The following is a 15,888-nucleotide window of genomic DNA, read 5'->3' as shown; positions in this document are numbered from 1 at the left end:
TATAAGAAGTAATATAAGAAGCTAAGAGTAAAAGATAGATATTACTTGCACTTATTGTTTTCTTCTTGACAATATAGAAGGTACCTGTTATACTTATATTCATAAGGTACCTGTTAGATATTGAGGAGGGAAATCATATGAATGAAAAACAAATGGAAATATATAAAAAGCTATCGACTCTACAGCATGGCTTACATAGATATCACATGATAAACAGAGAAGTCAATGGTATGAATTCGGATGTAACTAGAGGTCAGGGTAGAGTACTAGCAATGCTTAGAGTTCAATCTGGAATTAGTACAAAGGATCTTGCCTATTTACTTGGGATTAGAACTCAGTCTTTAAATGAACTACTTGGAAAGCTTGAGAGCAATGGATATGTAGAGAGAAGAGCTTCTGAGGAAGATAAAAGAGTGATGCTTGTATATATTACAGAAAAAGGCAAGGGAAAAGATGAAAAAGAAGAGCAGAAAAATAATCTAGGTGAGGTATTTGACTGTTTAAATGAAGAAGAACAAGAAATATTAGATGGATATTTAATTAGATTGATAGAAAAATTAGAAAGTATCATTACCAATGATAATAGAGAAGATATGGAGGAATGGATGAAATCAGCTTGTAGAAGAATGGGAACTGAAAAGGTAGAAGAACTAATGGAAATGGGAAGAGGATTTGGACATCATGGACATTGTGGTCGTGGCAAGGATATGCATGGTCATGGTCATCATTGTAAACATAATGAATCAAATGCTGAAGGTCATGAGTGTAAGGGAAAGCATAATATGGGTGAAGGTCATGGAAAAAATTGTCATGGCGAACATAAAGGTGAATTCTCAAAAAGACATAATGAATGTAGAAAGTCTGGAGAAAATGATCTAGGAAATAGAGAGTGTAAAAGAAATCATCATGAGCATAACACTGAAAATAGAGAGTGTAAAAGAAATCATCATGGAAATATGAATGATGAACACTGTGCTAATAAAGAAAGAAAGTGTAATGGAAAGCATCAACACTTAGAAAATAGTGATTGTAAGAGAGAAATAACTGAATAAAAATCGATAAAATATATTTGTGTAGAAATAAACCGTAGGGAATACCTACGGTTTATTTATTTTATATAAACTTTGAAAGTAAAAAGTAGTAGTAAAAAGATAAATAAGGCAAAATAATTATAAGTTATAGTATCAGCAAAGCTGTAATTTAATTATTTATAGCTAACTAAGGGCTAATTAGTAAAGGGATAATTATATATTTTAATAAGACAGTTAAAAAACTATAGATTAATGAAGTTATAAACAGTATGAAGCAGTTAAGAACTAGGGGGTTATTAGAGCTATATTAAAAAATTAGTTAAGAAGTAAGTTTTTTCATAAGTGAGTATAAAAAAACAGGTGGAAAATTAATCCACCTGCTTCATCATTCTTGGTAAAATATCCAATTTTAATTTCTTTAGCTTGATATCAATATTAGCAATAACTATTACAATATAAATAGAGTTATCTAGCTCTTCCCACTTGTAGGCAGAAGATGCCTCAACAGTATACTTGGGGAAAAAGTCCAAAATATCTCTAGTAAGACTTTCAGTTTTTGAGAACAATTCATTTACAAGTTCTTCATTTTCCCAGTCAAATATTGTGTTTTCGTCTAGCTTTTCTACAGGGATAGCCATTTTAAAGCTCATCACATCTTCTCTTTTTGTAGCCTTAGTAAGATCTGTAATAACTTTAAAGTTTGTACTTTTATTTATTTTCTCTATAATATCTTCACTATCAATCATTTCATCTCTAAAAATTACATACATATTTAACACCTCTAAAAAATAATGGTGCGCCTAGTAGGATTTGAACCCACAACTCACAGATCCGAAGTCTGCAGCTCTATCCAGTTGAGCTATAGGCGCTAAAATAATTTACAAATAATATTATAACATAAAAGCAGGATTTTAATTACTATTTATTAGATAGTGTGCTAATTTAAGAATAACTATTTATTAAAAGTCAGGTACTCAAAAATATTTATCCTTTTATTAAAAATTTCATATAAATTAAAAAATTATAGACAGAAATCATAATATAGTAAAAATAATCTTATAAATTTTTAGAAAATAACGAAAATAACTTCAAATAGTGGTATAATGTTAGTGTGAAATCATAGTATGATTTTAAATAGATTTTTTGGGAGGTCGACATGAGAGAAAAGGTTTTATCAAGATTTTTGAATTATGTTTCTATTGATACACAATCTGATCCAAACTCAAGCAGTAGTCCATCTACACAGAAGCAGTTTGATCTAGCTAAGGTATTAGTTAAGGAACTTGAGGAAATAGGGCTAGAGGATATTACTTTAGACGATAATTGCTATATAATGGCAAAGTTAGCAGCTAACACTGAAGGAATAAGTCCAATAGGATTTATCTCACATATGGATACAAGTCCAGATATATCAGGAAAGGATGTTAAGCCTAGAATCATAGAAAACTACGATGGAAAGGATATAGTTCTAGATGCCGATAAGGGTATAGTAACTTCATTAAAAGACTATCCAGAAATCGAACGCTTCAAGGGTCAAACAGTAATAGTTACTGATGGAAGTACTCTATTAGGTGCAGATGATAAGGCTGGTATAGCTGAAATTATTACAGGTATAGAATACCTAAAAAATCATCCAGAAATAAAGCACGGAGATATTATGGTAGGATTTACACCAGATGAAGAAATAGGTGCAGGAGCAGATTACTTTGATGTTGAAAAGTTTGGTGCTAAATATGCATACACTCTTGATGGTGGTGAATTAGGAGAACTTGAGTATGAAAACTTCAATGCAGCATCTGCAATTGTAACTATAGAAGGTAGAAATGTTCATCCTGGTTCTGCAAAAGACAAGATGATAAACTCTATTTATATATCAGCAGATGTGATGGACGCTTTCCCTAAGAGTGAAAGACCAGAAACAACAGAAGGATATGAAGGTTTCTATCATTTAAATGATATGCAGGGAAATGCAGACGAAACAATGATGAATTATATTATTCGTGATCATGACAAGGATAAATTTGAAGAAAGAAAAAAATTCTTCCAAAAGACAATAGATGAACTATCAGCAAAGCATAATAATAGAATATCCGTAAAAATAACAGATAGCTACTATAATATGAGAGAAATAGTAGAAAAGCACATGTTTGTTGTAGATGTAGCTGTAGATGCTATGAAGGATATCGGAGTAAAACCAAATGTAATTCCTATTAGAGGAGGAACAGATGGAGCTAGATTATCATTTATGGGACTTCCTTGCCCTAACTTATTTGCTGGAGGAATTAACTTCCACGGCAGAAACGAAATGGTAAGTGTAGAAGCTATGGAAGCTGGTGCGAAACTAGTTGTAAAGATAGCAGAAAAATTTGCTGAACAAGGATTATAAATTAAATATAAATAAAAAAGAAGGGGAAACCCTTCTTTTTTATTTATCAAATGTTTTTTCAGATATATATACTTTCTAACTTTATGATTTTTAATTAATATTTTAAAAATAACTGAAAATATGTAATGTATTGTATAATTAGAATAAAAATGCTAGCATATATACTATACAAGGTTAGGTATATATTGTTTTGTTTTATTAATTAGTTCAATTTAAAAAGAAGGGAGTACTTATGTTAAGAAAAACGTTATTTCAAAAAATGATTTCTATATCGATGGCTATATTATTAGCTCTTTCGTCCTTGATTCCATCTATGGCGGCAGATATAGTGGATTCAAGTTTGTCTAGAGAACAACTTGAGACAAAGCTTACATTTGAAAATTTAAAGAGGGAGAAAATAATATTAGAAAAAATTCAAATCCGATATTAACATTTAAAATGGCTGCTTTGAATTTAAAGGGTAATACAGAGTACGAGATGGATTTTCCATACGAAGATTTGCGAGGTAATGGAGAAATTGAAGGCGAAGATAATCAAAAAATCGAATATCAAATAAGTGATGGAAAACTTAAGTTAGTAACACCAAAAGATTCTGATGCTTTGATCACAACAGAAGGCTTTAGTTTTGACTTTTACATGAAAGCATCATCGAAAAAAGTATCAATAGATATGGTTTTGAAATGAGTAAACCTAACTATCAAAAATATAATGAAAACTCAAATTACAATGAATCAGCAGAGATTACATTGTCAAAAATAGAAGGACATATTTTTGATTACGACAATATTAATATAAAAAGTGATGATTCAAATTTCATAATTGAAAAAGTAAAAGAGAGTGATATATCTATTAGTTATAAGGTAACGTTAAAAGATGGAACTAAAGGCTTAAATAAGGCTAGAATAAGTGTATCAGATAAGATAAATACAGAAAGTCAATTAATCGAACTTGGTATTGAAGAAAAGGAAGTTCCTGATCCAGCCATAGCAAATAGAAAATTTAGTTTTAATCAAGATGGGGATTTGGTAAGTAAATTCCTAGTAATAAATATTGATGAAGAAATAGATTTGATAAAAATTAATGAAAAGTTGGAATTACCAGAAGGCTTATCTAGCCTGATATCAAAAGAAGAGCTATCAAAAGATACAGAACTTAAGAGAAATGAAAAAGGGAACTTTGTATATGAGAGAGTTATTCCAGTAGATAGCTTAGAAAAATTGGATTCAGAGACATTGGAAGCTTTAAATAATAAAAAAGTTAAGAGTGTTGTTACTTTTGATGAAAATAAAACAGATACTAAAGAAACTCCAGTGAAAACAAGAATAATAAAAAATAGAATAAAAGAAGAAGGAGATACTTCCACTTGGAGAGTTATTTTAAACCCATATAATAAGGCTATAGGTGCAGAGAAATTTATTGACACAATATCAGCAAAAGAAAATGGTGCTGAAATAGCTATAAAGAATGTGAAAGTGCTTTTAGAAGATAAATCAAAGAATGAAAAAGACATAACGAACAGTGTAAAGGTAAACACTGAAGGAAAAACTATTAATATGGAGTTTGGAGATCTAGATAGCAAAATCACAAGTGTAAGTAAGGTACTGAATGCTCCTATACACAAGGATTTAAATTTTCCATATTTATATATAAAAGCATCCGAAAAAGAAATTAAAAATAATCCAGTATACCCACTTGGATATAATGAGTATGAAGATCCTTTTTTAGATATAAGTGATCATTACGGCTTTGTTATTAAAAAAGATGCAAGTGAAATAGGCGAGGAAAACTTGAATGAAGATGTAGCTGAAAACTATAAGTTTGATGAAAATAATTCAGGCAGAAGATTAATTGTTGAATATGACACAGTTGGAAAGGTTAAGAGTAACAAGGCTAAATTTGACTACACAAATTTACCAGAAGCTCCAATAATAGTAAAGGGAAGCATCGAACCATGCTTCAAAGCTGGTAAACATGAAACTCAGGAGGTTACTGTTGATGAGGAATCAATCACTCAGTCTGATCCTGGGGATAATACTCAAACAAAAACTTATGGTACAGAAAAAGTATCAATTCCAATGAGTGATGATAAAACTATAGTAGAGCATAGAATACTAGTAAACTCACTTGGAAACCCATCAAAGAATATAAACGTAGTAGATAACTATTCTAATTACTATAATAAAGATATAATTGGACAGCCAGTCCTTTATGAAGTAGATTCAAATGAAATATCAGGTGAAAATTCGAAGTATCTAAAAGAATTTTCTATAGAAAATAAAAAACCTAGTGATGTAAAAATAAATAATGAAAATGGAAAGCTTTCATTTGATATAGAGGAAGCAAAGGAAGGAACTTCCTATGTATTGCTATTTAAGAGCTATATAGATGGAAAAATAGCAAATAATTATAGCGCTACTAATACAGTTATAGCGACATATAAAAATCCTAAAAAGGATTCTATAGAAAAAAAATCAGATACAGTAAGATATAGTATGGGAATTAGTAAGTCAGTAACTAAGGATGCTGAAAATCAAAATATTAGAAAATATAAACTTTCAATTAATCTAAAGGATCTTTTAGGGGAAAAGTTTTCTATGGATACAAAGGGCATACGAATAGAATACACTTTAAGATTTAAAGATAAGAGAAGCTTCAATTCAAGATTTGTAAGCATTAGTGATGTAAAAATAGATAATGACGACATTAAGCTAGAAAGACAGGAAGATTTAGAAAAAGACTCAGATGGAAATACGGTTGGGATAAAAAATATATTTTCACTGGCATCTAGTAAAGATATTCCTGAAAAAAATTAACATAGAATATAATGTTAAATTTGATAATCAAGAGTTACTTAAGAATGAAACATCAGCTATTGTGAACAATGAAGCTGTAATGAATGTTAAAACAAAGGACAATAAAAAATCAAAGCAAGAGTTTATATTGTCATCAAATGCTTCAACTACAATAAATAAGACGCAATTTTCAAATCCATATTTTAATGTAAAGTTGAATAAAAAAGTAAATGGCAAGGATACAAGTGACGATTTTGAATTTAATCTACATGAAGGAGAAAAGGTAGATTCTTATAAGACAATGGATGGAACACTATCTATTAAAGGCTTGAATTTTAATAAAAAATTCAAGCTTACTGAAACAAAGAAGTCTGGATATGAAGACTTGAAAGATATTAAATTCGATTCAAAATCTCAGCAAAATGGTGTATTTTTAATCAATCAAGTTGAAGGATTTAATAAAAGAGTAAAATTCATAGACTTAGAAGATAAAGATGGAAATAAAAAGGAATTAAAAGAAACAGATGATGGAATACTTATATCAAATAAAGATACTTTAATTTTAGAAGTATCTAATGAAAAGACAAGCACCGGTGGTGGCGGTGGTGTTGGAGGTGAAACTCCAGAAACCGAAAATGCCACAGCAGTCTTGGCAAACGGAAAGAAGTATACTGATGTATTAACAGCTACAGTTTTAGCAAACGAAAGAAACTGCCCTATTTTATTGACAGATACAGACAATATTACAGAGGAGACTTTATCAGAGTTAAAAAGAAGAGGAACAGGTGATGTAATTATATCTGGCGGAGAAAAATCTGTGTCTAAAAAGGTTGTCGATCAACTTTCAGATTTTAATGTAATAAGATATGCTGGAAAAGATAGATACGGAACAGCTAGAGAGATAGGGAAAGAAGTAAGAAGATTAACTGCTAATGAAGATTCAGTTATGTTGGTTGATGGAACAAACTTCCCAGATGTAATTACTATATCTGCATTAGCCACACAAAAAAGAGCTCCAATCTTAATAAGCGAACCTAAGAAGTTGAACAAAACAACGGAAAACACTCTAAAAGATTGGAAAGTAAATTCTGTCTCAATAGGTGGAGAAAAATCATCTATAAGCAAGGAAATAGAAAACTACTTAAATAATGATTTAAAAATAAAATCAGTTGAAAGATTAGGTGGACAAAATAGATACGAAACAGCATCTATAATAGGAAATAAAGTAAGAGAAAAAAGTGGAAATAAAGATGATATGATACTTGTAGATGGAACTGATTTCCCAGATGGTATTACTATAAATAGTTTAGCAGCTAAATATAAGTGTCCAATTCACTTAACTAATCCTAGTGAATTAAATGAAGTTACAAGTAAAGACATTGAAAAATGGAAGATAAATAATATAATTGTTGGAGGAGGAGAAAAGTCAGTCTCTAAAAATATTTATGATGGATTAAATGTTAATAAAAAACAAAGGATTTCAGGTCCGAATAGATATTCTACTGCAGTAAAAATATCACAAGAAATGTCTAAAATTAAATAATTAATAAATATTAATAAAAAAGGAAGTCGAATTCGACTTCCTTTTTTATATTTTAACTTTTTATATAAGTTATTTCCAATCACACAAATATGCACTTGTTAGTTTTTCTCAACAAGCTTTAATGGTGAAGATATATTTGCAGGTATCGTTTTTCCAGCAAAGAATTCAACTGCTGCATTTACACCTAATTCACCTATTTTATCTGGTTGCTGAGCCACTGTTGCGTCTAGCTTTCCATCCTTTACAGAGCTAATAGCACCTTCAGTACCATCAAAACCAACTACTGTAATCTGATCTTTCTTTCCAACATTAGATATAGCTTCCAAAGCACCTAAGGCCATTTCGTCATTTTGGCAAAATACACCCTTTATATCTGAATTTGCTTGCAAAATATTTTCCATAACAGTAAGACCTTTTGCTCTATCAAAATCAGCAGATTGTGATGTAACAACGTTTAACTCTTTACTAGCTATATTTTCAAAGCCCTTACCTCTTTCATTAGTTGCAGAGGCTCCTGGAATACCTTCTAGCTGAGCGACGTTTGCTCCTTTACCAGCCTTGTCTATTATAAACTGTGCAGCCATTTCTCCACCTTTTACATTGTCTGAAGCTACCAGTGATAGAAGTTTTCCACCTTCTGAGTTTCTGTCTAGGGCTATTACTGGTATACCAGCTTCATTTGCTGCAGATACAGATGTAGATATAGCATCTGAATCAACTGGATTAACTAATATAATGTCTACACCTTGCTGTATTAGGTCTGACATATTATTAGACTGTGTAGCAGCATCATCTCTAGCGTCTGAAATAATCAACTTTGCTCCAACTTTGTCAGCTTCTTTTTGAGCACCATCTCTTACAGATACGAAAAATGGATTATTTAAAGTAGACAGCGATAGACCAATCTTTAAATCTTTTGCGTCTTTTTTCTCAACTGTCTGTTCGTTTTTACCAGGTTTTTCACCTTCTAAATATACAAATCTATTACTTTTACAGCCTGTCAATGTAGCCGTAGCTACTAGAAAGGCAGCTATTAATAAAGCAATCTTTTTCTTCATTTTTTAGCCTCCTATTAATATTTTCAAATTATATTATTTATTTCTCTTTCTATCTATAAGTACTGCTATAAGGATTACTATGCCTTTTACTATTTGCTGGTAAAAGCTTGATACTCCCAACATATTTAGACCGTTGTTTAGAGTACCTAGTATCAAAGCACCTACTAAGGTACCAGCTATAGATCCTTTACCACCTGACATACTGATACCACCAAGAACTACTGCTGCGATTGCATCCATTTCATATGCTGTACCTGCAGTTGGCTGTGCTGAGTTTAGTCTTGAAGTAAGTATAAGACCTGCCATAGCAGCTAAAAATCCTGATATTGCATAAATTTTTATTTTTACAGAATCTGTTTTAATTCCTGATATAAAAGAAGCTTTTTCATTTCCACCTATGGCATAAGTTTTTCTACCAAAAGGAGTTTTATTAAGTATTACAAATGCTATTGCAAAGAATATAATCATCAATATAACTGGCCAAGGAATACCAAGTACATATCCTCTACCAATAAATTTATATGAGAAAGCATCACTAAAGTTTGTGATAGGGTTACCACCAGTATAAACAAGTGTTAGTCCTCTAAAAATTGTCATAGTAGCTAGTGTGGCTATAAATGGTGCCATCTTACCTTTTGTGATAAGTATGCCGTTGATTGCACCTAATAAACCACCAACTGCAAGAGCTATTACTACACCTAGCATAGGTGGAACTCCCATTCCCAAAAGACCTGCAAATATAGCAGATGTAAGAGCTAAAACGGATCCGACACTAAGGTCTATTCCTCCAGTTAGTATTACAAATGACATACCAAATGCTATAAGAGCATTTACTGAAACCTGTCTAAGAAGGTTTATAAGGTTACTTGGTTTTATAAAGCTGGGATTTAATATAGTTACAAAAATCATTAGAACGATAAGTGCTATAATAGGACCTAATATTCCAAGGTCTTTATTTTTCATTTTAGTTTTTACCATTTTACTGTCCTCCTGTTGCATAAGTCATAATTTTTTCTTGTGTAGCTTCTTCTCTTGATAGCTCACCTGTTATTTTACCTTCATGAACAACCATTATTCTGTCGCTTATTCCTAGAAGTTCTGGAAGGTCGCTGGATACTACGATTATAGCTACACCCTTTTCAGCTAATTCATTTATCAAAGTATAAATTTCTCTCTTTGCACCAACATCAACACCTCTAGTAGGCTCGTCTAGTATAAGTACTTGTGGACTGATAGTTATCCATTTTGCCAGTACGACCTTTTGTTGATTACCACCTGATAGAGAAGAGGCTGAATCATTTCTGGATTCGGATTTTATTTTCAATCTATTGACTAGCATATCTACCAAATCATGTACTTCTGAGTCATTAATTATATGATTTTTGGCAAACTGACTAATTACAGGTAAAATAATATTATCATTGATAGACTCATCGAGTATTAATCCCTCGTCTTTTCTATCCTCAGTGATAAAACCTATTCCTTTAGATATAGAATCTTTAGGACCTTTTATATTCAATTTTTCACCCTTAAGTATAATTTCGCCGCTATTCAATGGATCTAAGCCAAAGACAGCCCTCATAATTTCAGTTCTCCCAGATCCCATAAGTCCAGAGAAGCCTAGTATTTCTCCTTCTCTCACATGAAAATTAATGTTTTTAAAGACTCCATTTGATTCCAGATTCTTAGCTTCAAAGATTGTATCTTTTATTTCATTAGTTTTTTCAGGGTAGTAGTCTGTGATTTCACGTCCGACCATCTTTCTTACGACTTCATCATAGTTACTTTCAGATACAGCTTTTGTATCAACAGATTTACCATCTCTCATAACTGTTATATAATCACATATTTCAAATATTTCTTCCATTCTATGAGAGATATATACAACTGTCACTCCCTTTGCCTTGAGATCTTTTATAATTTTAAAAAGTCTTTCAATTTCTTCAGTCATCAAAGAGGCACTAGGCTCATCCATAACTATAAATTTAGCATCTTTCATTAAGACCTTGGCTATCTCGATAAGTTGTCTTTGTCCCACTGACAAGTCCTTTATTTTAGAATCTAGAGATATATCTATTCCCAATGTTTTAAATACTGATTCTGCTTTTTCTTTCATTTTTTGATTATCTAAAAAGCCTAGCTTTGTAGTTATTTCGTTAGCAACAAATATATTTTGTAAAACGGTCATTTCTGGATAATCATTTATTTCTTGATGTATAAAGTATATTCCATCATCTTCTGATTCATTGATATTTGTATAGTTTATTTCTTTTCCATCTACAAATATTTTGCCCTTATCTTTTTTGTGAAGTCCTGTAAGAATGTTCATTAGAGTAGATTTACCAGCTCCGTTTTCTCCCATAAGAGCATGCACTGTGCCAGGCTTGATATCTACGTCAACTCCTTCAAGTACTGAATTTGTACCGAATGACTTCCAAATGTTTTCCATTTTAATATGCATTTTTCTACCTCCTTTTTAAAAGATTACTCCTGATTGAAGTATAATATTGGAGTAGGGACTAGCTTCCCCTGTTCTAATAATAACTTTGGAGTTTTTAGTTAGTTTTTTAAAATCCTCGTGTGATATAAACTCACTTTCAATGGGAGCCTTTTTATTGAAGCTATCTACAACAGCTTTTGAAGGGTAGTGCTCTTCTAGTTTATTTTCTATATCACTTAACTGATTGGGATTTTTATCCTTTATTTCTTCTGCCAAGATAACTTTTTCCACTTTCATATCCTCAAGTAGGACTTCAAGCACATCTTGAAAGCTAGGAACTCCAAGCTTAAGAGCAAGGTCTATTTTTGCCACTCCATCTGGAACAGGAAGACCGCAGTCTGCTATTGTTATTTGGTCAGTGTGTCCAAGGTCTGATAGGACCTTAGATATTTCGCTATTTAAAATTCCGTGTTTTTTCATATCAAGCTCCTTACTTATAAATTCCAGCTAGACTTGTAGTTTTTATTATTCTTTAAATCTTCTAGCTTAGGCATTCCACCCTGAGCACCCATCTTTGTTACGGACTGGCTAGCTGCTAGGTTTGCAAGAGTAATAGAATCTTCTATTGATAATCCATTTGAAATTGCAGTTGAAAATCCACCGATAAATGTGTCTCCTGCACCTGTAGTATCGACTGCATCTACCTTGAAAGTTGGAACAAGATGACTTTTTTCGCCATCATTGAAGAATACTCCCTGAGATCCCATAGTAACCAAAAGTTTGTTTGGATACTTTGCTACAGCTTCTTCTATAGACAGATTTGGATATAAAAGCTTGCACTCACTTTCGTTAGGTAGTAGGTAAGTAGCCTTTTCTAAGATTGACTCCTTAACCTTTCTATATGGTGCTGGATTCAATACGAAAGGTATTTTTCCTTCTTCACATATATTTGCAAGAGCTTCTACAGCTTCTTCTGAAACTTCATGTTGTGCAACTGCTATATCACAAGATAAAATTTCTTTTTTATATTTATTTACATACTCAGCATCAACGCATCCATTTGCACCTGGAACGTAGACGATAGAGTTGTCAGAGTCAGAAATAGTAATAACTGCTGCTCCAGAAGAGGTATGTGTAACCGATTCCACGCAACTTACATCTACACCATTATCTGAAAGATTATCGACTATTGAATTGGCAAATGAATCATCTCCAACTTTTCCAAGCATTATTACTTTAGATTCTAGCCTACTTGCAGCAACAGCTTGATTTGAACCCTTTCCGCCAAAAGTTGTAAAGAATGAATTACCCTGTACAGTTTCACCTACATCTGGTCTGATGTCTGTTGTAGCCACAAAATCAGTTGAAAGACTTCCTAAAACTAAAATTTTACTCATTTAATTACCTCCGTTTCAATTATTAAGTTTTATTTAATTATATAAGTGTATTATCAAATGCTTAAGTTCTTATTTTTTATATATACCCAAAATAGAAGGAAAAAACATATCCAATAATATCAAGTAAAAGAAAAATCATAAAAATATAGTAAATATTATTCTAAAAAGCATAATATTTCTAGTAATAATAAAATATACTAAGCATATAATAGATATTAGCTTTGATTTTAAATATGCTTAAATAAATATATTATTTCACAGATACTGGATACTTTAACTTTAAGTAAAAGTTTCTGTAGAAGCTCTTTCTTGAAGTCCTTTAAAAATAAGAGAGCCTTTATATAAGCAAAAATCTTTATATAAAAGTATGACTCTTATAAGTTCTTATAAAAATTAAGTTCTTATAAAAATAAGAAAAATTATATCTATATAAAAAGACTTCTTTCAAAGTAATTTTATATTACTAAGTTTATTTTTAAAGTGGCAAATTCTCCCGATTGGAGTTTTTTCTCAAAGAATCTTTTTCTATTAGCTTTGAAAAGAGTTGTACTTTATTATTTTCAAGCTCTTTTCCTTCTATTAAATCTATAAGCATTTCAGCGGCTTTTTCTCCCAAAAGATCACCATCATGATTTATAGTTGAGATATTTGGATTTGACAATTTTGAAAAAATTGTATCGTCATATCCAACGATTTGTACATCATCAGGTATACAAGCTCCTATTTTATTTAAATATAGTGAGCAAGTGAGAGCATGTAAGTCACTAGAAGCTATAATTGAGTCATAGTTTGTACTAGAAGACTTTAAAAACTCCACAAATTCTTTAGCTGATTCATAATCATATCCTTTTGAATAATGTATGTCATAGTTTATAGAGTGCTTATCTAATATAGATAAAGCGCCTTTTAATCTTTTTTCTGCTATTTCAAGGTCTTTTGGACCAGATCCAACAAGAACATTTTTACAACCAGAATTTATTATTGCTTGGGCCGATAATTTGCCGCCATTTTCTTCATCGTAGAAAACAGCATGCTCGAAATTATCTATAGCTCGATCAACTCCGACAATGGGGCAGTTGATAGTATTAGATTGATCATCTAAAAAGCCTGTAGATGAAATAATACCAGCAATATTATTAGTCATAAAAGATTCCATATATTTTTTTTCATCTCTAAGGTTATCTACATTACTAACGATGAGATGAAAGCCTCTCTTATTACATACAGATTCTACACCCTTTATTATGTTACTAAAGTATGGATTATCAATTTGGGGAACTAGAAGTCCTATAAGTTTGGAGGTTTTATTGTAAAGTGACCTTGCAACCTCATTAGGAGTATAGTTCAAAGTTTTAATAGCTAGTGATATCTTTTTTCTAGCATTTTCGCTGACGTAACCACTATTATTGAGATACCTAGAAACAGTAGCTACTGATAGACCAACTAGCTCAGCGACATCTTTAATTGTTGACATTTATTTACCTCACAATTCATAGATACTTAATATATCATTCCTATTTATATAAAATCGACTTGGATTTTTGATTAACTATAAATAAGTTATAATAAGTAAGAAAATTCTATACGGCATATGTAACCGTTTACATATATTGTACATCTAATACTTTTTACAGTCAATAATATTTCAAAAGAGTAGTTAAAATATTCTTTAAAATAGAGAAAGTGGGCTATTTTAAGAATATAAAAGCTATAGAAAAGTAAATTACTTGCTAGAAAAATAAATCACTTGCTGGTAGAAAAGTATAGAAAAGCAAATAACTTGCCTGCTAGCATAAAAGTATAGAAAGTTATATGAGAATAAATTGCTTGATAATACAAAATATATAGAAAAACAAATCGATTACGAGTATAAAAAGCATAGATAATTATATAAAAGCAAGTTACCTGACAACATAAAAGTGTAGAAAAGCAAACTGCTTATAGTCTACAGACTTTTATCATTTAATTTTAGGAGAGCTTTGATTGTCTAAAATTAAGTTTTATAATGTTAGTTTAAAAAAGTTGGGGGTATTATAGTTAATACAATAAATAGCTTAATTAAGTAGTTGTTTTATAAAGGGCAAAAGATAAATAGATATATTGATTGTGGAAGTATTTTGACTAGGATTGTAAGGAAGATAGGATTGTAAGAAAGATCAGCTATTATAATAGAATTATCTTAATAAGCTTTACGTTTAATTTATTGTACATAAACTTGTACATGAATATACATATTAATATGTATAGTAATTAAGGCACTATAATATACATATATAGAGATTATAGTAAAAGAATATACATATATAGAGATTGTAATAAAAGCTACCTATAATATGTTATCTCATAATAGGAAAAGCTTAAGGCACAATAAAAGCCACCCATCAAGTAAGAAAAAAGCTATCTATAACTAAGAATAAAAAGATTCATTCCATCTAGTTAGGGATCTATTATATAGCTACTAAATTAAGGATAACTTTTTAAAGATGAAAAAACTTTTTAAAAAAATATAAAAATATATTGACATTAACTAAAATAGATGCTATATTATTACTTGTCCTTGAGACGCAGATAAAAACAAAATTTAAAAGAACCGATTCACTTGAAAATAAAAAATTAAAAAAGTGTTGACAAAAACTTTTAAAAATGTTATTATTAATAAGTCGTCAAAACACGACGCACAATGAACTTTGAAAATTGAACAGCAGGTTAATTCAATAAAGCTTTTTAAATAAAGCATTTGAAATTAACTGTTTAAACAAGCAAACTTGTTTAAACCACAAACAAACCAAGCCAGATATTTCGAGATAATTATCTGAGCAGACAAATTTTTTAACGAGAGTTTGATCCTGGCTCAGGATGAACGCTGGCGGCGTGCTTAACACATGCAAGTCGAGCGCGGTCCCTTTGGTGCTTGCACCAGAGAAGACTGAGCGGCGGACGGGTGAGTAACGCGTGGGTAACCTGCCCTATACACATGGATAACATGCTGAAAAGCATACTAATACATGATAACGTACACTGATGGCATCTTCGGTGTATCAAAGCGTTAGCGGTATAGGATGGACCCGCGTCTGATTAGCTAGTTGGTGGGGTAAAAGCCTACCAAGGCCACGATCAGTAGCCGACCTGAGAGGGTGATCGGCCACATTGGAACTGAGACACGGTCCAAACTCCTACGGGAGGCAGCAGTGGGGAATATTGCACAATGGGCGAAAGCCTGATGCAGCAACGCCGCGTGAAC

13 protein-coding genes, 1 tRNA gene and 1 rRNA gene are annotated in these 15,888 nt (G+C 31.3%); 7 read left to right on the top strand and 8 right to left on the bottom strand.

Features of this window, described 5'->3' with window-relative positions:
- Positions 1-137 precede the first annotated feature (137 nt).
- On the top strand, positions 138-1,052 hold the full coding sequence (locus UF10_RS06690; RefSeq protein ID WP_106777050.1) for a MarR family winged helix-turn-helix transcriptional regulator: 915 nt from the start codon (positions 138-140) through the stop codon (positions 1,050-1,052).
- Between the two features lie 347 nt (positions 1,053-1,399).
- Here UF10_RS06690 and UF10_RS06685 read toward each other — a convergent pair whose 3' ends face one another.
- Together UF10_RS06685 and UF10_RS06680 are read right to left on the bottom strand one after the other, a co-directional pair.
- Positions 1,400-1,801: a hypothetical protein gene (locus UF10_RS06685; RefSeq protein ID WP_106777049.1), complete on the bottom strand. Its 402-nt coding sequence runs from the start codon at positions 1,799-1,801 to the stop codon at positions 1,400-1,402.
- Between the two features lie 22 nt (positions 1,802-1,823).
- Positions 1,824-1,900 (bottom strand) — tRNA-Arg (locus tag UF10_RS06680).
- Between the two features lie 287 nt (positions 1,901-2,187).
- Between UF10_RS06680 and pepT the strand changes: the two genes are divergently transcribed.
- The 5 genes from pepT (at position 2,188) to UF10_RS06655 (ending at position 7,752) form a co-directional block, all read left to right on the top strand.
- Entirely contained in the window at positions 2,188-3,417 is a 1,230-nt protein-coding gene (pepT, locus tag UF10_RS06675) for a peptidase T (RefSeq protein ID WP_106777048.1), read from the top strand.
- Between the two features lie 259 nt (positions 3,418-3,676).
- Positions 3,677-3,847, top strand: a complete 171-nt coding sequence (locus UF10_RS09250) for a hypothetical protein (protein ID WP_170062462.1) — start codon at positions 3,677-3,679, stop codon at positions 3,845-3,847.
- Between the two features lie 8 nt (positions 3,848-3,855).
- A complete protein-coding gene (locus UF10_RS06665) occupies positions 3,856-4,101 on the top strand; it encodes a hypothetical protein (RefSeq protein ID WP_146130773.1) in 246 nt (81 codons plus the stop codon).
- Positions 4,098-6,230 carry a hypothetical protein gene (locus UF10_RS06660; RefSeq protein ID WP_106777045.1) on the top strand — a complete coding sequence of 711 codons (2,133 nt, stop codon included), beginning with the start codon at positions 4,098-4,100 and terminating at the stop codon, positions 6,228-6,230. The genes UF10_RS06665 and UF10_RS06660 overlap by 4 nt, the downstream gene beginning before the upstream one ends.
- Before the next feature lie 61 nt (positions 6,231-6,291).
- Entirely contained in the window at positions 6,292-7,752 is a 1,461-nt protein-coding gene (locus UF10_RS06655) for a cell wall-binding repeat-containing protein (protein ID WP_146130772.1), read from the top strand.
- 98 nt (positions 7,753-7,850) lie between these two features.
- Here UF10_RS06655 and UF10_RS06650 read toward each other — a convergent pair whose 3' ends face one another.
- The 6 genes from UF10_RS06650 to UF10_RS06625 all read right to left on the bottom strand — a co-directional run bounded on the left by UF10_RS06650 (position 7,851) and on the right by UF10_RS06625 (position 14,121).
- Positions 7,851-8,810 carry a D-ribose ABC transporter substrate-binding protein gene (locus tag UF10_RS06650; RefSeq protein WP_106777043.1) on the bottom strand — a complete coding sequence of 320 codons (960 nt, stop codon included), beginning with the start codon at positions 8,808-8,810 and terminating at the stop codon, positions 7,851-7,853.
- Positions 8,811-8,843: 33 nt separating this feature from the next.
- Positions 8,844-9,788 carry an ABC transporter permease subunit gene (locus UF10_RS06645; RefSeq protein WP_207654580.1) on the bottom strand — a complete coding sequence of 315 codons (945 nt, stop codon included), beginning with the start codon at positions 9,786-9,788 and terminating at the stop codon, positions 8,844-8,846.
- 1 nt (position 9,789) lies between these two features.
- Entirely contained in the window at positions 9,790-11,271 is a 1,482-nt protein-coding gene (locus UF10_RS06640) for a sugar ABC transporter ATP-binding protein (RefSeq protein WP_106777041.1), read from the bottom strand.
- A 15-nt stretch (positions 11,272-11,286) separates the two neighbouring features.
- Entirely contained in the window at positions 11,287-11,730 is a 444-nt protein-coding gene (gene rbsD / locus UF10_RS06635; protein ID WP_106777040.1) for a D-ribose pyranase, read from the bottom strand.
- 14 nt (positions 11,731-11,744) lie between these two features.
- Entirely contained in the window at positions 11,745-12,647 is a 903-nt protein-coding gene (gene rbsK, locus UF10_RS06630; RefSeq protein WP_106777039.1) for a ribokinase, read from the bottom strand.
- A 475-nt stretch (positions 12,648-13,122) separates the two neighbouring features.
- Positions 13,123-14,121, bottom strand: a complete 999-nt coding sequence (locus UF10_RS06625) for a LacI family DNA-binding transcriptional regulator (protein ID WP_106777038.1) — start codon at positions 14,119-14,121, stop codon at positions 13,123-13,125.
- A 1,354-nt stretch (positions 14,122-15,475) separates the two neighbouring features.
- On the opposite strand from UF10_RS06625, the gene UF10_RS06620 reads away from it, so the two are divergent.
- A 16S ribosomal RNA gene (locus tag UF10_RS06620) occupies positions 15,476-15,888 on the top strand; the annotation flags it as partial.

The sequence above is a fragment of the Peptostreptococcus russellii genome (genome assembly GCF_003012055.1).
Lineage (GTDB): Bacteria > Bacillota > Clostridia > Peptostreptococcales > Peptostreptococcaceae > Peptostreptococcus > Peptostreptococcus russellii.
This window is presented reverse-complemented; position numbering and strand designations above follow the sequence as displayed.